Source organism: Candidatus Babeliales bacterium, assembly GCA_041660205.1.
Classification (GTDB): Bacteria; Babelota; Babeliae; order Babelales; family Chromulinivoraceae; genus JACPFN01.
This window is the reverse complement of the sequence record JBAZWT010000001.1, coordinates 16607-35078: the sequence shown is the minus strand read 5'-3', so window position 1 is coordinate 35078 and position 18472 is coordinate 16607. Positions and strand designations below refer to the sequence as shown.

Genomic DNA, 18472 nt, shown 5'->3' with positions numbered 1-18472 from the left:
AATTTGTTTTACTAAAAAGGCTATTCTCGATAGAATTATGTTTGTCTTAGCCATTTTTATTAATAATTTAAGGAAAAAGTTTATGCAAAAAAAACATTTTTTATTAATTGCTTTTGTTATGGGATTTATGCATGACATCCGGGCTGTTAATTTTGGCTATGGCACTGACTTCAATGCTGGCGGAGTTCAATTCAGTATTTTTAGAAATGATCAAATCAAGGGCGAAGTGATTGCTGCAGTTGTGGGATTGATTTTAGCTACTAAAGTAGCATACGATGTAAGCTGGCATAATGTCTATGACGCACAGGTCTGCGAGTACTATCAAGGCTTAAAAAAGCATACTAGTGATGATTTTATAAACGATGTTACTGATGAAAAACTTTTAAACTTTTCAACTGAAGCTACCAGAGAAGATGTTTTATCTTTAGAAGAATCAATTTCAAATTCTTATAATTCGTGGTTATGTCCTTGGAATTGGACGGCTTCTCAAAAAATTGCTTACCAGCACATTCAAATAGTTTCAATTTTTACTTTATACGCAGAGTTATTGAGAGCTGGCAACAAACTAAGTGATCAGGATATTTTACAACATTGCAGAAATACGTTTGTGTTTACAACAATGTACCCATATGTTGCATGTCACAGTAAAATACAAAAACATTTAAATTTTATTAAGTCTTTTGCTGACAATGAAGAAAGTGCAGTGATTTGTTCAATGTTACGAGATATGGCTATACATTTAGAGAAATTTAAGCGTATGTTACAAAGTCAAAAAGAATATGTTGACGAGCTACAAATTATGAGAACTCATGCATTGCAACAAGAAAGCATCAATGCGCAAAGGCGTCGACGCTACTAAGTAAATAAGATTAGGGTTTAATATTTTAGGGATTTATTGAAAGGGACCAGGTGAAGAGAATATTTTTAGGCGTGATGTTGTTTATGATGAGCGACATAGTTAAGCCTTCGCAAACACCTAGCGATACGATGGCTAAAGGGCTTAATGCATATGCCAAAAAGGATATAGAAAAATTAGGTACACGTGTATGTTGCAGGAAGGAGCTTCCTGATGGACGTATTTTATTTTATTGTACAAGTGGACTTTGCATATTTCAGATGCGTAGCGGTGGATTTGTTACCAATCCAATAATTTCGGAAGAGATACTTTCTGACAATCGTGTTGTGACTACATATGAAGATGGATCAAGCATGATTATGTCTCCTCGTGGCACAACAGCTACTGTTTACTCGGGGCAATTTAATTAATTTTTTTCCATGTAGTAATGAAGGGTTAAGGATGAAAAAATGTATGTTTTTTTTAATATTATTCGCTGTAGGCTTTGTGGCTCAGCCTTGCTTAGCGTCTGATAAGCCTAAAAACTTAGTGTCTGATAAGTCTGAAAGTTTAGTGCCTGGTAAGCCTAAAAAATTTATTGATCCTGTTGCTTTAGATCGTAAAGAAGTGATCAGTACGCGGACTCTTAACGGTGGACTTATTTTGACTCTGTATTCAGATGGGTCATCTCAAACTAAATATCCCAATGGTAAGTGTGTTGATCATCCTCCAATGTTAAAATAGTTATTTTTTAAGAAAAGGTCGTGTAATGAAAAGAATATATGTAGGATTTGCGTTACTTATGATGAGTGATGTCCTTAATAGTTCTCAAGCATCAGATAAAAATTCTAGTGTTGTAAGTCAGGCAGATAAAAAGTTGACAGAGGAAGCTCCGCGAAAAACGACTCTTTCTAATGGAGATATCAGACTAGAATTTTCTGACGGAACATATTGCACGGTGTTTGCTCACATAAAGAAGGTCGATAGTAAAAAATAAACATATGATGAAGAGATCAAGGTCAAAATAGTTTTTGATGCTCTATTTTTAAAATAACATCACATCGTTGTGCAATTTTTATGTCATGGGTACTAATGATTAGGCCCATGGCATATTTTTTTTTATAGTGCAGTAGCAGGTTGATGATACGGTCTCCTGATGCTTCGTCTAAATTTCCCGTAGGTTCATCAGCCAGTAAAAATTGTGGCACGTGGAAAATAGCTCGCAAAATTGCCACTCGTTGTTGTTGCCCGCCAGACAGTGTGCTTGGAAGGCAGTTAGCTTTACCTTCAAGTCCGATTTCTGTTAAAAGCTGCAGTGCTCGATCTTTGCTTTCTGACGTGACGCCGCTTGAAATGATTTCTTTGAGCATCACATTCTCTAAAACGGTCAGCTCACTTATCAAGTATGGCTGCTGGAGGACGATGCTTACTGATTTTTGTAAAAATTCTATTTTTTGGTGGAATGATAGAGAAGAAATAGTAAGGTCGCCTAGGGCAATAGTTCCATGGGATGGGTGGTCTATGCCTGCCATCATGTGTAAAAGCGTCGATTTTCCAGTTCCCGAACAGCCCATGAGCGCATATGATAGGTTCGGGTCAAAGTTGTAAGAAATATCGTCAAAGATTTGGACGGGTATGCTTGCCTGAATGAAGGTTTTGGAAAGATTTTGAATTGAAAAAATTTGAGCTTTTATGACGAAAACCCTCTGTGAGTGCTGTTGTAATGTTTACTATTTTGAAATTTAAGCATAAGTGTTGGGTAAGTTTTTTTCAAGAAAAAAAAGACTGACATTCTCTTTTGGGTGTAAAAATAGGAAGGCTCTTGTTTTGATCTTTGTTCTTTGCTTAGACTGCAAGGAAATAAATTGGGAGGAAGAGCCAAAACCTTGAAGGGGGAAAGTTATGGAAATCAATCTCGCACAAGATCATTCTTTAGAAGCTGTTCCAAAAATTATTCCGGTAGTGCCAACAATTAACGTCACTGTTTTTCCAAATATGATTATGCCACTTTTAGTTTTAGATGACAGAATTATGAATGGTATTAAGCAAGCGGTTGAAACAGAAAAGTACGTTCTTTTACTGTCTGCTCGGCAGTCCGGAGAAGAGGGACAAGAAATTGACACTGATAATTTATACTCGATTGGAACTGTTGCAACAATCATGCGGGTCATTAATGTACCCAACGATGGCATTAAAGTGCTCGTCCAAGGTATTCAACGGGTAATGGTTAAAGACCTAACTATTCGAGATGACATGTTACTTGCAGAAATTGAAGAGTTGCCATTTAACAATGAAGTGACTGAATCAACCCGTGCGCTTATTAAAAACATCAAAGACATTTCTGAACAGCTTTCAATCACGAGCAATACAATAACTCCTGATTTTTATGCAATCTTGTCAAAAATGCATGATCCAGAAAAAATAGCTGAATTTGTTCTGTCTCATATTGAGGTAAAAAGTCATGAATCGCAGCTACTGCTTGAATGCACAAGCATTGATGATTTACTCCAAGGCGTGTATGCAGAGCTTTCAAAAGAAATTTCAATTGTTGAGGTACAAGAGCGTATCAGAACTCATACGCGTGATTCAATAAATAAAAATCAGCATGAGTATTATCTTCGTGAGCAACTCAAAGCGATTAAAAAAGAGTTAGGCGAAGATATAGTTGATGAGATGGAAGAGATGAAAGCCGCATTAAACGCTAAAAACATCCCAGACGCTATGAAAAAAGAAATCGAAAAGCACATTGATAAATTAGAACGTGTTTCTCCTGAATCAATGGAAGCAACTATAACGCGCAATCATATCGAGCTTTTATTATCCATGCCTTGGGGCGTGCACACTAAAGATAATTTAAACATTCAAAATGCAAAAAGTGTTTTAGACGAAGATCATTATGGACTTGAAGACGTTAAAGATCGCATCTTAGATTTTATTGCAGTTAGGAATTTAAAATCTGATGGAGCAAGCCCAATTATTTGTTTTGCTGGTCCTCCAGGAGCTGGAAAAACTTCTTTAGGTAAATCGATAGCAAAAACTATGGGTAGAAATTTTCAAAGGATTTCACTCGGTGGCGTTAAAGACGAATCTGAAATTCGTGGCCACAGAAGAACTTATGTAGGAGCTATGCCGGGAAGAATTATTCAGGCTTTAAAAAAAGCAGGCTCTATGAACCCTGTGATTTTAATTGATGAAATCGATAAAATCGGCGCTGACTTCAAAGGAGATCCATCAGCAGCTCTTCTTGAGGTGTTAGATCCAAATCAAAACAAAGAGTTTTATGACAACTATGTAGGGATTCCGTTCGATCTTTCTAATGTGATGTTTATTTTAACGTGCAATGACCCGAATGCGATATCTGGACCGCTTATGGATCGTATGGAATTAATTCAGCTTTCTGGATATACCATTGAAGAAAAACAGCAAATCGCTAAAAAATATTTGATTAAACAGGCTATGCAGGAAACTGGACTGAAAGAGAATTCTTTACAGATTGGTAGATCGGTGCTTGATACCGTGATTTATGAGTACACCAGAGAAGCTGGCGTTCGACATCTTGCTCAGATCATTAAAAAATTGTGCGCAAAAGCAGCACGTGCCTTTGTAGAAAAAGAAGAAGTCATTACGATTACTAAGAAAAACTTAGAAAAATTCTTGGGCCCGAAAAAGTATCCAGCAGATAAAATTGATAGTAAAACTCATATGGTTGGAATGACTAACGGTCTGGCATGGACATCATTTGGTGGTGATGTGTTAAAAATCGAATCAGTTCTTATGCCAGGAACAGGAAAATTAATCCTGACTGGTCATTTGGGCGAAGTGATGAAAGAGTCAGCGCAAGCAGCCTTAAGCTATGCTCGAGTACATGCTGCGCAGTTTAACATTGATCAAGCAAAATTCACAACGTATGATTTGCATATCCACGTACCAGCTGGAGCTGTGCCAAAAGATGGTCCTTCTGCGGGTATTACACTTCTTTCATCAATGCTTTCGACCTTTACGGGCCGTGCAGTCAATGCTTCTTTTGCAATGACTGGTGAGCTGAATTTACGTGGTGAAGTGATGCCAATTGGTGGCGTGAAAGAAAAAGTACTTGCTGCAAAACGAAATAACTTAAGAACGGTTATTTTGCCAGAAGATAATAAAAATGATTGGAATAGCATCAAAGATATTATCGAAGACATGAACATTATTTGGGTACGTCATGCCGATGAAGTGCTTGAGCATGTGTTAATGCCACTGGTTAAGTAAACTGTAGATTGTATTTTTAGAGAGTTAAAAAGCCCCGAAAATCTCGGGGCTTTTTGTTGTATTAAAGCCAAAAACTCTTGATTTGATCTACCCTAGTCTGTCAAAATGAATGCAAATGGTCCAGCCGTCGCCTATGGCTATGGCGGATTCGTCAAAATGACGAAGGGGTAAGAAAATGGAAATTCTAAAAAAAATAGCTTTGAGTGCAATTATTGGTCTTTGTGCGGCCAGTTTTATACAGCCATCAGAGCAGATCTATAATTTTCGATGGTATTTGATGAACGTGCTAGAACAACATTGCCAGCATTTGAGCGGATCATCTAAAAAGATAGGGGCAAAAAATCCTTGCTTGATATCGCTTGATCCGTTGATACAAACTTCTTTGCTCGGCAACATTTTAGTTGGGGATGATTTGGTGAAAAAGAAACAGTTTGTGCGCAGTTGTCAAAAGCATATGACCACGCAACAGGGTAAATCAAAACTTTCAGAGTATGATGTGCGCCATTATTGTAAGCAATCTTATACACATTTTAAACAAGCGCATGATAAGTATGAGCGTGGTCCAAAGTTGGGATATGTAATAAAATAAAACTTCGAATTCGAAGTTGAAAAATATCAATTAATACATCCATTATTTAATGAAAAAAATTTTGATAATCTTGCTTAGAGCAAGCTCCGGGAATTATATTTTTAGAAAAGGGTTCTTCTTGATACTCCCCTTTTTCAAAAATAATTTTATATCCAACTTTTTCCAAATCTTGAGCAATAGCATGACAATGAATTATGCCTAGATATAAAGTAATATTTTTGTGTGAATTGTGTGCAACAAATCGCAAATAACCTAAATTCGCAAAAGCATATATAAAAAAATTTTCTAACTCTAAAGGATTATTTATTTTTTTTAACAATAAATTTCCTTTAGTTATAATAAAATCATTAAAAATTTGATCATACTTATTTGCTGGATCAACAAAAAGCATTAAATCTTTTTTTAAAAAACTTTGATATTTTACCAAATTTTCACAAAAAACATCATGTTCTTGTTGATTAAAATAAAAACTCATTTTGCTCAATTCCTGATATTTGCTTCGAACGTCATAAGGAATAATTTCTATTTTAGGAGATAACGTACATTTATTAATACAAGCAATTCTTGCCTTAATGAGACAATCTATTTGTTGATGTGCTAAAACATTCAATCTTGTTATCAAGGGAACAGCAACCATTCCACATTGCGTTAATAAATTTGGAAAAAAATCTGCAACTTGCAACAGATCAAAGACAATTTTTTCTACTACAAAACATTCATTTTTGTAAGATTCTTTATTCAAAAAAACACTTAATGGCTCTTCTATGTTCATCAAAAACATTAATTCTTGCTCTGTGGCTTGCCTAAAATTTTTATGTTGAGCAAATGCTTCTAAGTGTACATCTCCAGCCAAACGAACAATGTGACCATTAGAATGTTGCATAACTTTTAATGTTGCCATCCATCCATATAGAACAGATGAACATGAAAGAATTAATATCACACTTAAATTTATATGTCGTATCAATGATTTCATAAAATCATTTCTTTGATTCCATGGAGCGAGGCGTGATATAAGAATATTCAATAAAAACAAGCATGGAGAAAGCGCACACTATAAGTATCAAACCCAACAAAGGTAAAAAACCATTTATCGATGGGTAGAAAAAAAGTAACTGAAAGCACTTAAAAATTAAAGTGTTTTCATAAGAGTTTAAGTGATATGTAAGAATATATTTAACTATTTGCGACAAAGCACAAACAAAAATTATAAGAAGCAAAGCAGGTGATCTTTTAAGCCATAAATGGAAAAAGCTTACATTTTTCATTTATACCCTTTGAATTAAGGAAGACCAGGAATAAATGATGCTATTGTGCCAAGGGCAAGAGAACCAGTTTCAACCGCCGCTGATGCAGGTCCAACCATGGTTAATGCAGCAAGATATGCAGCGCCTCCGCCAGCAGGGCCACCTGTAACGGTCCCCCCAACAATCATTGCTCCAGCAGATACCCATACACCAACATGACCAACAACTCGAGAAGTTTGATATACAATAACTCCTGTTAATAAAAACGCTCCACGCTTTCTAGCTTCAATTTCTGAAATAGTTAAAGATTCTTGTTCGTCTGATAAAAATAAACTCATCATGCAAGATAATTGTTCTTTTTGCTCTTGATTCAATAATGCTTGTTTTTCATTGTCAAAAGTTTCAGATGAAACAAAAGTTACACTATCCTTTACATTTTTTAACTCTTCAGCAAAAGCTACAAAAGAAAAGACAGTTAATAATGTAAAAATTTTAAATTTCATATTTTGCCTATTTTGTTAAGTTTTTTATAAAAATAAATACAATTGTCTTTGTTGAAAACTTTCTGATTGTATCATGAGAACGATCTTTGGCAATAGAAAAGCTTGAAATGTTTTTATAAAATCATTTTCTGTTTATGAATCTTTTTTAAAATAAAATTGATCAAATCCATTTTAAAAAACTGGATTCTCTAGCTTCAAGCTTCGCACAAGGCTTCGCTGGACGCGGCAAGCCAGCCATGCCCGCTATAGCCAAAGGCGACGGCTGGGAGGAAAACGAGGGGTGGATGCTTATTGGTTTAAATGAGATTGAAATACTATACAATAAGCGCATTGATGGATGTTTTTTAATATCGAATTCGGGTAAAAATAAATTGGTAAAAATAAATAATAGAGACGATCTTTTTAAAATCGTCTCTATTTAAAATCGTCTCTATAAATCGTCTTTATGGTAATTCAAAAATATGTTTAGGAAAATTTACTGACAGTCATCATCATCATCGTCATTAGCATTGTTATTTTTTGTAGCTTCGGACGGTTGATGTTCATCTAATGAATGGATAATATTTTCTAGGCGTTTAACGTACTGATCATGAGCTTCTTGTTTAGTTTTTCCACAAAGTCCTAGATATTCTAAGACCATACCGCGAGTTGCTCCTGTTAGGGCTGATGACGGTTTAATTTCAGGGATGAGAATATTTTTTAATTCCTCTTCTTGGTCATCATCTATAGCTTGGCGTGCTGCTTCGTTAACCCAAGTATCACCTTCTCCATTTTTGTAATGGTTTAGTCGGCTAATAAATGTTACAAGTGAACCGCTTTTAGCTTTATTAGAAAGGATTTTATATGTTTGGACTGCTGCTACTTCGCGAAGTAAGCGTTCGATGCGATAGTTGTCGGCCACATATTTTCTCCAAGCGGATTCAGGTATTTTTGCAAGAATTTCTGACCAACTTTTATTTTCAGTTGGTTCTTCTTCCTCAGCTATATCCCATTCAGTTTGTAGATTTTTTAAATCATCACGAGCTTGTATCTCTAATATAGTAAGCGGTGGAGTTCCTGCTACATCTTTCAAGGATGCAAACTTCGCAGAAGATTTATAAGCGTCTAAAGGCAATGCTGTAACTTCTTGCAATGCATCATTTTGTGATGCAACATCTTCAAGAGAATCCATAGGAATTGGCTCTTGCTGCTCTTCTGGTTGTTCCTGAATTACAAGACTTGTAGAACCTTGCCTTGTTAAAGTATTTTCTGGCAATTCTAAAGCAGCTGAAACAGGTGTACATACTTCATTTTTCATATAGAGAGCTGACGCTCCAGAAACTATTGCACGATTACCCTTAAATTTTTTTGGGGGAGCTTGAATTTCAATTTGAAGACCAATCAAGCTGATAAAAATATAGACTGTTTTTATTTTCATAGGTTTATTGTTTCATAAGTTTATTTTTATAAAAATATTATTTTTTAGTTTTTACTTCTGCTGCTGGTCGCGGGCTGAGTGAATCAATGGTTTTTGGAGCTGGATGTGAGCTATGTAGTAATTCTCGCAATTCACGAATTTTAACGATTTGAGCTAGATATTCATCTTCTTGCTGTTGCGACAGGCTCGTAAGCGTTTCTGTTAATTGCTGAAGTAATGTTTTAGCTGTGCTTTGTTGTAATTTTAAAGCTTCTTCTTTTTGTCGCTGTACTGCTTGTAATTTAGCAAGTTCTTCTCGTATGCAGACATCGCTCAGGCTTCCTTTTGCATCAGGCATAGAGAGAACAATTTGCAAAACGGTATCAACGCTTGATGTTGCTTTGTGTGACGCTGCTCTTTGTCGAGCTAAGAAAGTAGTCGTAGCGGCTTTTTTGGTATTGAAGAATGTCGTTGCAGCTGCAGCTTGTTGAGCTGAAAAGTTTTTTAATTCTATAGATTGCGCAGTAGCAATTTTTGTTAAATCGTCATCTGCGTCTATGATTCCTTCGTTAAATCTTTCACGAGTTTTTTGTTGTTTTCGAATTGGCTCAGTGAGCGCTTCTGTGAGTTGTCCATCTCTTGCTAATCGTAATACATAATCCAGGGATGTTTCTCTGATACCTTTGTGATTTCCGTCTATAGCAGTTTTTCCAACTTTAAAAGATTTGTTTTGAGTTGTAGGATCTATTGTTACTGTTGGATAAGGTTGGCCAATAATTGTTGCAGAGTCTGATGGTATGATATTATATTCTGAATCAGAATTCGGTGATTCATGCGAGCTAGTGCTTGACGCAATTGCTTTAGGTGCCGTCGCTGTGGTTGACGCAATTGCTTGAGGTGCAGTCGCTGCGACTATGCTTTTTGAATTGCGTTCTATGGTAATGCCAGTGGTATTTTTTGGAGCTGAACTTGGAACTGAACATTGCATAAATGATGTAGGTGTTACAAGAAGTAGACTTAAAGAAATGAATTTTTTTGTTACCATGACTTTTCCTTTTTATTGATCAAATCGATACAAAATTACCAAGTTTTATGTCAAAGTTTTTAAGATGCGAGTAAAGTTAGATTATTTTTTTTCAAAAAGCAATAGATTTAGCAAACGTTTGATAGATGGCATTGATTTTTTGTGCTTATCAATTAACATGAAAATTATTATTTTTGTAGAAAGGGAAAATATGAAACGTATGAATTACATGGCTGTAATTTGTTTTACTGTGATGAGCGCAGTGTCTCTTGTGTCGTCAGAAAATGTACCATTTGAGAAGCAGGTGGTTGCTTGCAATATGTTTCGTAGAAAAGTAGAAAAGTTATTTAGATCAAGCCCAAGCGGGTTGGATGAGTTATTGCAATCAAAGTATTCTAAAGATGTTGTTGAAGAGGCAAAAAAACGGGAAAAGGCTTATTTGCGATCGTGTTCAAAGTCTTATAAAGCATGACGTTCCTTTTGTAGATGAAACGCATTTTATGGAAAAAGAATCAGCGTAAAAACGAATCAAAAAAGTTATTAGGTTGATAAAACTTTACAAAAAGCTGCTTTCATTTTACCTTTATTTAAAGGATTATTTGCCTCGACCAAAAAACCAAGGGAATTACGATGTTACATCAGGCATCAGATAAAAAATATATTGCAGAGTCTGCGGGAAAAATTGTAAAAATTACAGGAACTGTAATCGATGTGCAATTTCCTCAGGGAAAAACTCCAAAAATTAATTCAGAACTTTATATCGATATTCCTGCTCAGTCAGGAAAAAAAGAGCATCGAGCTCGACTAGAAGTTTCGTTGCAGCTTGGTGATGACATCGTTCGTTGTATCGCGATTGAAAATATTCAAGGTATCAGCAGAAGTCTTGCAGTGCATGACACAAAGTCGCCAATAACTGTTCCAGTTGGAATGGAAGTGCTTGGTAGAATGTTTAATGTGCTTGGTGATACTATTGATGGCTTAGAAGCTGTGAAAAGTTCAGAGCGTTGGTCAATTCACCGCGAAGCGCCTGCATTCATTCAGCAAAAAATTGAAAATGAAATTCAAGAAACCGGCATTAAAGTAATTGACTTGATGTGTCCATATGTCAAAGGTTCCAAAATTGGACTCTTTGGTGGTGCTGGTGTTGGAAAAACTGTTTTAGTAACAGAATTGATTCGAAATATAGCAAAAGAACATCATGGAGTTTCTGTTTTTACAGGAATTGGAGAACGGAGCCGTGAAGGTAATGAACTCTGGATTGAGATGCAAAAATCAGGAGTTTTAGATAAAACAGCTCTTGTGTTTGCTCAGATGGGAGAATTGCCTGGTGCCAGGTTGCGCGTGGGCATGACTGGACTTACCATGGCAGAATATTTTAGAGACGTTGAAAAAAAAGACGTACTTTTATTTATTGATAATATTTTTAGATTTGTACAAGCGGGTGCTGAAATTTCATCACTTCTTGAGCGAATTCCATCTGCGGTTGGTTATCAACCAACGCTTGCTTCTGAGATGGGTGTTTTTCAAGAACGTATTGCTAACACGATAAATGGATCTATCACTTCAGTGCAAGCAGTGTACGTGCCAGCTGATGATATTACCGATCCTGCTCCTGCTACAACTTTTATGCACCTTGATTCAAATACTGTTTTGTCGCGTAAGCTTGTAGAACTTGGTCTGTATCCAGCAGTTGATCCACTTGCGTCAACATCAAAAGGTTTATCACCACATGTGGTCGGTGAAAAACATTACATGATCGCTCGCCAAGTAGAATCGATTTTACAAAGGTATAAAGAATTGCAAGATATCATTGCCGTTCTTGGTTTAGATGAACTTTCAGACAAAGATAAAGTAATTGTTCGCCGTGCAAAACGCATTCAAAAATTCTTAACGCAACCGATGTTTACAGCAGAATTTACAACAGGTATGCCGGGAAAATATGTACCACTTGCTCAAACCATTCAAGATTTTGAAAAAATACTGAGCGGTGAGTGTGATGCTATTCCAGAGCAAGCGTTTTATATGGTCGGTACTCTTGAAGAAGTGTACGCTAAGGCAAAAAGTTTATAAGTATGAAGTTACAAATAATTACCACGCAAAAAACAACTGAGTATGATATTGACTGGATAGAGTTAAATACTCCCGCTGGCAACATGGTGGTGCAAGAAGGCCACAGCCCTATGCTTGTCGAGCTTTCCAGTGGTTATGAACTTTTGTATCAAACAAAAAGTGGTGCTTCAATGTCACTTATGATTGTGCAAGGCGTTGCGCATGTTTCTCGAACTGACGTCAAAATTTTACTGCCAATGGATTTATGAAAACATCTTTAAGCAAGCAACCTATGGGTTACATCATCGAAGGATCGCTGACTGATGGATTTGTCATGCGCGTTGCGCGTGAGGCAAATATTGAAGAAGTTAAGGCGGGAAAATTTGTTGCCATTGCTGGTAATCAGTACACATTCTTTTCCATGATCACTAACCTCACGTTGCAAGTTACTCATCCTGATATTTTGCTCTATCCGCCAAGTGATGGAGAACATTTTTTAAAAGAGTTTCTTAAAAAAAATAGTATTTATGCAACGGCTCAAGTTAAACCTATGATTGTTTTAAACAAAGAAGGGCGAGCGCTGCCTGTTAAAACGGTTCCGCAACATTTTGCAACAGTGTACGAAGCAACAGAGCGAGATGTAGCTGCAATTTTTGGCTGCGAGTCTGATCGGGTTAAAAAATATTTTAATATGGGAACACCTCTTGATATGACCACTCCGGTGTGTATCGATCTTGCAAAATTAGCAGAGCGAAGCAGTGGAGTTTTTGGAAAAAGCGGAACAGGTAAAACTTTTTTAACACGTTTGCTCCTTGCTGGACTGATTAAAAGACAAGCTGCAACGACCTTGATTTTTGATATGCATAATGAATATGGGCTCCAGGCTCGTCAAGAATCGAATGCAAAATTTGTAAAAGGTTTAAAATCTTTATTTCCATCTAAGGTCGCTATTTTTTCTCTAGACCCTGCGGCAACCATGCGTCGTGGCGCTAGTCCGGACGTTGTCATTCAGCTTTCATATGAAGATGTCTGTGTTAATGATATTTTATCACTTCAGTCTGAGCTAAATTTGCACAGTACGGCATTTGAAGCTGCGCATTTGATTCATAATAAATACAAAGGTCAGTGGTTGGCTGCACTTTTAGAACAAGGTCATGACGCAAAAGTATTTGCAGAGCAAATTGGTGCGCATCCAGAATCCATTGCCGCATTGTACAGAAAATTAAAGCGCATTGAGCAACTGCCATTCTTTGTAAAAAAATTACCACATCGCGAGTCGGTTATTGATCGACTTCTTGAATACCTTCAAAAAGGAATTCATGTGGTTATTGAATTTGGTAACTTCACTTCAACATTTTGTTATTTATTGTTGGCAAATATTATTACGCGTAGAATTCACAGCGAATATGTTCTCAAAACAGAAAAATATTTAGGAACGCAAAAATCTGAAGATGAGCCTGAGCAGCTTATGATTGTTATCGAAGAAGCTCATAAGTTTTTAAATCCAATTGCTGCAAGCCAAACTATTTTTGGCACCATTGCTCGCGAGATGCGAAAATATTACGTTACGCTTCTCGTTATCGACCAACGACCTTCTGGCATTGACGCAGAGGTGTTATCTCAAATTGGAACTAAAATTGTTGCACAGCTCAGCGATGAAAAAGATGTGCAGGCAGTTTTAATGGGTGCGCCAAATGCCCTTACGTTGCGAGCAATTTTAGGTTCACTCGATACAAAAAAACAAGCACTGCTTATCGGGCATGCAATTACGATGCCTATGGTTATTGAAACCAGAACGTATGATGAAATATTTTACGAAGCGATGCAAGATCCTTTGATGGCTCGTCCTGTGCAGCAAGTGATCGACGAAATATTTTAAATTTATTTATTTAATAGACTTCTTCTGAAACTAAAATTTTCCAACACTTCTACCGAAGGGCTGGTTTGCTTACGTAATTTAAATTCGCTTTCACGCCTACCATTACGTGATTTATTCACGTAATCCATGCCTTCTTCTTTGTGGATACCGCGAATTAATCGCGGTATGGTAGAGAGCGGGAGAGGGTTTCAGAAGAGGTCTAATGAAATAAATAAATAAGAGTTGCTATAGCTCCTGCCAAAGCTCCAGTTAAAAAATCTCTCTGACTTGTAGCGACATCGAATTGTGCACGCGTTGGAGAAGCTTGTTCTGAGCGATGATGTACTTCTTGTACAAACGCTTCTTTAACAGTTGTTTTATATTCATTAAATCGTTTGTTTGCCGCGTCTGTTCCTTCTTTGATTTCGTAGTTATCAAAAAGAAGTGTGAGAATCTCTCCTTTGCAATCACCTTGACGGCGACACTGCTCAAAAAATGTTGCGATATTTTGATTTGCTGAGCAAGGAGTTTTTTTGTTGATTGCTGTTTGTACAAAGATAGTTCGATAACGAGGATCTTCTTTTCGATAAGATGCGTTTATAAATAATGATGAACAAAATAAAGATACTGCAATGAATAGATGAAATAATTTCATAAAGACCTTAAAGTTTTATAAAAATAAAAAATTTATTTAAGAATAAGCATTAAAAATTTAGTAGTCTCCATACCAGATAAACATTGCTAGAGCCCTAGAGAAACTGTTTGTTATAGAATCAAATTCTGCGTGCGCGCGTGTTGGAGAAGTTTGATCTGAGCGATGGTGCGATTCTTGTACGAATGCCTCTTTAACATTTGTTTTATATTCATTAAATCTTTTATTTGCAGCTTCTGTTCCTTCTTTGATTTCGTAGTTATCAAAAACAAGCGTGAGCTGCTCGCCTTTGCAATCGCCTTGATGGCGACATTGCTCAAAAAAGTATTTGATATTTTGATCGGCGCTGCAAGGGATTTTTTTATTGTTTGCTGTTTGTACAAATATGGTTCGATAGTGCGCTTGCCCTTGTGGTGTTCTAGACGAGCATATTTCAAAAATAAAATTTGATGCGTGTACGAGCAGCGATGAACACAATAAAGAAGAAACAACGAGTAGACGAAATAATTTCATAAAGACCTCAAAGTTTCATAAAAGTAAAAAATTTATTTAAGAATAAGCCTTTTCATTTTTGAAAACAAATATTTTTCAAAAATAATATTGCTGCTAGAATCAATTTTATGAAGATATCAAAAATTATTATAATACTTTTTTCTTTCGTGGCCGTTTTTTACACTATAAAATTTGTAAATCGGTCATTTTCAAAAACAAAAGACGATTCAGTCTTGGTTGTTGGAACGTCATATGACTATGATCCCTACACATTTATGCAAGCTGGCACAAACAACATTGTTGGATTCGATATCGATTTAATTCAAGAGGTTGCAGCGCGCATGGGTAAAACAGTTAACATAGTTGGCATGCCGTTTAGCTCACTTGTTTTTAGCCTTTTTTCAGGGGATCTTGATGTGATTGCATCTGCAATGAGTCCAACTGATCGTCGAAAAAAAACGGTTTTATTTTCAAAAAATTATTTGTCTGGCGATCCATTGGTCATTGTTAGCAAAGCGTCATGCGGTTTGTTTAACAGCGTACAAGATTTAAAAGATAAACAGGTAGTTGTAAATACTGGATTTGTTGCAGATACCTATATGTCAAAACAAGAAGGCATGAGTTCAAAAAACTTAGTTCGACTTGCAACACCAGCAGCAGCATTGATGGCTTTAAGAAGTGGAAGCGTTGATGTTTGGGTGACTGCGCAAAGCTCTGCACAAGCATTTTTGCAAAAAGTAACTGACGCACATCAATACAGATTAACACCACTGGTTGGTACGGGTGATGACTACGGCTTTGTAGTTGCAAAACACAATGAAAAACTTGCTGATCGTATTAATCAAGCACTCGATAGCATTCGTGATGATGGAACATTGGACAGCTTAAAAGAAAAATGGAAACTTTCATGATTGATATAGAATTTATAAAAGAATATGGACATTTATTTGTCTCAGGCGTGCAGCTTACGTTGTTGATAGCTTTTTTGAGCTGTTTGATCGGAACATTTTTGGGTGGCGTTGCAGGAATTATTTTGGCAGGAAAATCTCGCATCCTTCGTTTCTTGGTCATGACCTACGTGACAATCATTCGCGGCACACCAATGTTGATTCAAATCACTGCTACATATTTTTTATTAAAGTATGCAGGATTTCCTATCTCTGCATTTTATTCTGCAATTCTTTCAATTGGACTCAACAGTGGAGCATACGTAAGTCAAATTGTTTTATCAGGAATTAAATCGGTGAGTAAAGGACAAATCGAGGCTGCAAAAGTGCTTGGTTTTACACGCAGACAGACAGTTTTTCTCATTGTCTTACCACAAGCACTGCGCAACGTTCTTCCTGCGCTTGGCAACGAATTTGTCACGCTGGTGAAAGATTCTAGTTTAGCTTCAACCATCGGTGTGTATGAATTGACACAGCAAGGCAACATGATCATCAGTCAGACATTTGATGCGCCAACAGTGTACGTTACGATTGGTTTAATTTATTTAGTTCTTACCTCAGTAGTTAGTTTATTAGTTTCATCACTTGATAAAAAGTTGAACAAATATGCTCATCGTTAAAAATATTGTAAAAAAATTTCACGGTAAAAAAATTTTAGATGACGTTTCGTTTTCCGCAGCGCCAGGAGAGATAGTTGTTTTATTGGGACAATCAGGAGTTGGCAAATCAACAATACTGCGCGTGCTCAGCAATTTAGAAACTATTGATTCAGGTTCTATCGAGCTTGACAGTTCGCCCATTGATTTTAAAAAAGTTGGTATGGTGTTTCAAGATTTTAATCTGTTTGCTCACATGACAGTTTTGCAAAATTTAACGGTACCTCTGACAAAAGTTGCGCTAAAAACAGAGCAAGAAGCACAAACTATTGCGCGTCTTCTGTTAAGCAGGTTTGATGTTTTATCAAAAGCTGAGAGCTATCCTGTTGCGCTCTCGGGTGGTCAAAAGCAACGTGTTGCGCTCGCGCGTGCACTGTGTCTAAATCCAGAAGTTTTATGCTTGGATGAGCCGACTTCGGCACTTGATCCTCAGCTCACCAGTGACGTTGCAAAAATTATTACAGAGCTTGCAGCGCAACAAATGGCGATTATTATTGCAACGCATGATATTGGACTTCTTGAAGCTCTTTCTTGCACGATTTATTTGATGCGTGATGGAAAAATTGTTGAATCTGCAACAAGCAAAACGTTGCAAGAAGATTCTGAATCTTTTATAAATATAAAAAACTTTGTACAGGGAAAATAGCAGCGCGTAGCGATTTTCATGCGATCGAAAGATCTGTAGCGAATTATTGCTTGACTTCGCTGTGGCAGCTTGTTAATCTCTTGACATGAAAAACGTCCCTAATCGAATGATACTTTAAGTATCATTCACCCCCTAACCCTTCAGCTTTTCTAAGTTGAAGGGTTTTTCTTTTGCTTAGGAGTTTTTATGCTTTTTATCTTATGCTCCCATTAATTTCGCATATGAAATTAGGAATTGATCTAAGGCTTCTGCGTTAGCAGGTTCAAGAGCATCAATAACTTTTTTAGCGTAAATATTAGCAGCTTTTTCATCTCGAGCGCCAGATTTAGGGTTAAGTATTTTTTTGAAATTATTGATCAGAGGTTCTGCAAGATCGATAGGTTTGATATTATTTTTATCTGCTACTTCAAAAATCTTTTTTGCCATTTCGGGGCTATCTTCTCGAATTGCTGTTTCAAGAGGAGTTTCATGGTTGCGTGCATCTGGAATGGTTAGATGTCTAGGGTTTTTCTCAACCCAGTCAAAATAATCTTTGTCGGTGCGAGCTTGCGGTTTGGCCGCATATTTGTTTTCCATAGTAAAAGAATCTCGAAATACCTTGTAGAGATGAGGACTAATTTTTTCTAAGTCACTTTCAAAAGCTTTACGAGCTTGTTCATCACTTAATTTTCTTTTAGGATATAAGTCAACTACAGCTTTTGTATTATTATAAGTTTCTTTTAGATGCGCAACAAACTCTTCAGTCGTTACATTTGATTTTTTTGACTGCTCCCATAGCTCTTTTGCTTTTTCTATTTCGCCATTTCTTATTTCATTCTCAAAAGGGCTTCTAGTTCCACCGAGTTTTCTATCAGGTAGATGTGGAGCTTGAACAAAATCACTTACTGAAACACTATTAGGTTCTGCGTTAACTGTTTTCTTTGATTTTTCTTCTTTGCTACTTCGTTCTGGGGAAGCAAGATCAAGATGGATACCTTCTGATTGTGTCATCGAGGGTTTTGCGGTAGCTGTTGTAGTTTTTTTTGCACTAGATTTTTCTCCTGAACGCGCAGTAGGTTGTTGTTTTGTAGATCGTTCTACTGCTGCCGTACGTTTAAGCAAATCTTCTGCATCTAAAGCTTTTTGTCTGTTTTGTGCAGCTTTTTCTCGAGCCTCTCTGTTTTCTCTTTGAAGTGGAGTTTCTTTCTTAACTTTTATAGGCTCTACGTATCCGTCTCCTTCAGGTATTGTCATCATGACCTGACCAGTTAAGCAAAGACAGATGAATATACTTTTTTTCACTTTATATCCTTTTTTGAGTGGTTAAAATATTTAAAATATCTTGCAT

At 36.5% G+C, this 18472-nt stretch carries 21 protein-coding genes; 13 read left to right on the top strand and 8 right to left on the bottom strand.

The window, feature by feature from the left end; all coding sequences use genetic code 11:
• Positions 1-82: 82 nt before the first annotated feature.
• The 4 genes from WC747_00190 to WC747_00175 are packed head-to-tail and all read left to right on the top strand — an operon-like array spanning position 83 to position 1832.
• On the top strand, positions 83-859 hold the full coding sequence (locus WC747_00190) for a hypothetical protein (GenBank protein ID MFA5998427.1): 777 nt from the start codon (positions 83-85) through the stop codon (positions 857-859).
• 50 nt (positions 860-909) lie between these two features.
• Positions 910-1266 (top strand): hypothetical protein, encoded by a 357-nt coding sequence (locus tag WC747_00185; GenBank protein MFA5998426.1) that lies wholly within the window; start codon positions 910-912, stop codon positions 1264-1266.
• A 31-nt stretch (positions 1267-1297) separates the two neighbouring features.
• Complete coding sequence (locus WC747_00180; GenBank protein ID MFA5998425.1) at positions 1298-1579, top strand: hypothetical protein; 282 nt, start codon at positions 1298-1300, stop codon at positions 1577-1579.
• Between the two features lie 25 nt (positions 1580-1604).
• Positions 1605-1832 (top strand): hypothetical protein, encoded by a 228-nt coding sequence (locus WC747_00175; protein ID MFA5998424.1) that lies wholly within the window; start codon positions 1605-1607, stop codon positions 1830-1832.
• A gap of 22 nt (positions 1833-1854) precedes the next feature.
• On the opposite strand, the gene WC747_00170 is transcribed toward WC747_00175, so the two are convergent.
• Positions 1855-2448: an ATP-binding cassette domain-containing protein gene (locus tag WC747_00170; GenBank protein ID MFA5998423.1), complete on the bottom strand. Its 594-nt coding sequence runs from the start codon at positions 2446-2448 to the stop codon at positions 1855-1857.
• A gap of 289 nt (positions 2449-2737) precedes the next feature.
• Between WC747_00170 and lon the strand changes: the two genes are divergently transcribed.
• A complete protein-coding gene (gene lon, locus WC747_00165) occupies positions 2738-5086 on the top strand; it encodes an endopeptidase La (GenBank protein MFA5998422.1) in 2349 nt (782 codons plus the stop codon).
• 175 nt (positions 5087-5261) lie between these two features.
• Entirely contained in the window at positions 5262-5675 is a 414-nt protein-coding gene (locus tag WC747_00160; protein MFA5998421.1) for a hypothetical protein, read from the top strand.
• 46 nt (positions 5676-5721) lie between these two features.
• On the opposite strand, the gene WC747_00155 is transcribed toward WC747_00160, so the two are convergent.
• The 4 genes from WC747_00155 to WC747_00140 form a co-directional block, all read right to left on the bottom strand.
• Entirely contained in the window at positions 5722-6651 is a 930-nt protein-coding gene (locus WC747_00155) for a hypothetical protein (protein ID MFA5998420.1), read from the bottom strand.
• 306 nt (positions 6652-6957) lie between these two features.
• Positions 6958-7425 carry a hypothetical protein gene (locus WC747_00150; GenBank protein MFA5998419.1) on the bottom strand — a complete coding sequence of 156 codons (468 nt, stop codon included), beginning with the start codon at positions 7423-7425 and terminating at the stop codon, positions 6958-6960.
• A gap of 475 nt (positions 7426-7900) precedes the next feature.
• Positions 7901-8842, bottom strand: a complete 942-nt coding sequence (locus WC747_00145) for a hypothetical protein (protein MFA5998418.1) — start codon at positions 8840-8842, stop codon at positions 7901-7903.
• 37 nt (positions 8843-8879) lie between these two features.
• Positions 8880-9866, bottom strand: a complete 987-nt coding sequence (locus WC747_00140) for a hypothetical protein (GenBank protein MFA5998417.1) — start codon at positions 9864-9866, stop codon at positions 8880-8882.
• A gap of 190 nt (positions 9867-10056) precedes the next feature.
• Here WC747_00140 and WC747_00135 point away from each other — a divergent pair, with 190 nt between their 5' ends.
• The 4 genes from WC747_00135 to WC747_00120 all read left to right on the top strand — a co-directional run bounded on the left by WC747_00135 (position 10057) and on the right by WC747_00120 (position 13773).
• Positions 10057-10317, top strand: coding sequence for a hypothetical protein (locus WC747_00135; GenBank protein ID MFA5998416.1), 261 nt, complete (start codon positions 10057-10059; stop codon positions 10315-10317).
• 158 nt (positions 10318-10475) lie between these two features.
• Positions 10476-11915 (top strand): F0F1 ATP synthase subunit beta, encoded by a 1440-nt coding sequence (gene atpD, locus WC747_00130; GenBank protein ID MFA5998415.1) that lies wholly within the window; start codon positions 10476-10478, stop codon positions 11913-11915.
• Between the two features lie 2 nt (positions 11916-11917).
• Entirely contained in the window at positions 11918-12163 is a 246-nt protein-coding gene (locus WC747_00125; GenBank protein ID MFA5998414.1) for a hypothetical protein, read from the top strand.
• Positions 12160-13773, top strand: coding sequence for a DUF87 domain-containing protein (locus WC747_00120; protein ID MFA5998413.1), 1614 nt, complete (start codon positions 12160-12162; stop codon positions 13771-13773). Before WC747_00125 ends, WC747_00120 begins: the two co-directional genes overlap by 4 nt.
• A gap of 199 nt (positions 13774-13972) precedes the next feature.
• Here the strand turns inward: WC747_00120 and WC747_00115 are convergent, their stop codons facing one another.
• Positions 13973-14407 carry a hypothetical protein gene (locus WC747_00115; protein ID MFA5998412.1) on the bottom strand — a complete coding sequence of 145 codons (435 nt, stop codon included), beginning with the start codon at positions 14405-14407 and terminating at the stop codon, positions 13973-13975.
• A 57-nt stretch (positions 14408-14464) separates the two neighbouring features.
• Positions 14465-14917: a hypothetical protein gene (locus WC747_00110; GenBank protein MFA5998411.1), complete on the bottom strand. Its 453-nt coding sequence runs from the start codon at positions 14915-14917 to the stop codon at positions 14465-14467.
• Positions 14918-15024: 107 nt separating this feature from the next.
• Between WC747_00110 and WC747_00105 the strand changes: the two genes are divergently transcribed.
• The 3 genes from WC747_00105 to WC747_00095 are packed head-to-tail and all read left to right on the top strand — an operon-like array spanning position 15025 to position 17145.
• Entirely contained in the window at positions 15025-15807 is a 783-nt protein-coding gene (locus tag WC747_00105; protein ID MFA5998410.1) for an ABC transporter substrate-binding protein, read from the top strand.
• On the top strand, positions 15804-16463 hold the full coding sequence (locus WC747_00100) for an amino acid ABC transporter permease (GenBank protein MFA5998409.1): 660 nt from the start codon (positions 15804-15806) through the stop codon (positions 16461-16463). Before WC747_00105 ends, WC747_00100 begins: the two co-directional genes overlap by 4 nt.
• Positions 16450-17145, top strand: coding sequence for an ATP-binding cassette domain-containing protein (locus tag WC747_00095; GenBank protein MFA5998408.1), 696 nt, complete (start codon positions 16450-16452; stop codon positions 17143-17145). The genes WC747_00100 and WC747_00095 overlap by 14 nt, the downstream gene beginning before the upstream one ends.
• Before the next feature lie 198 nt (positions 17146-17343).
• On the opposite strand, the gene WC747_00090 is transcribed toward WC747_00095, so the two are convergent.
• Entirely contained in the window at positions 17344-18426 is a 1083-nt protein-coding gene (locus tag WC747_00090; protein ID MFA5998407.1) for a hypothetical protein, read from the bottom strand.
• Between the last annotated feature and the right edge of the window lie 46 nt (positions 18427-18472).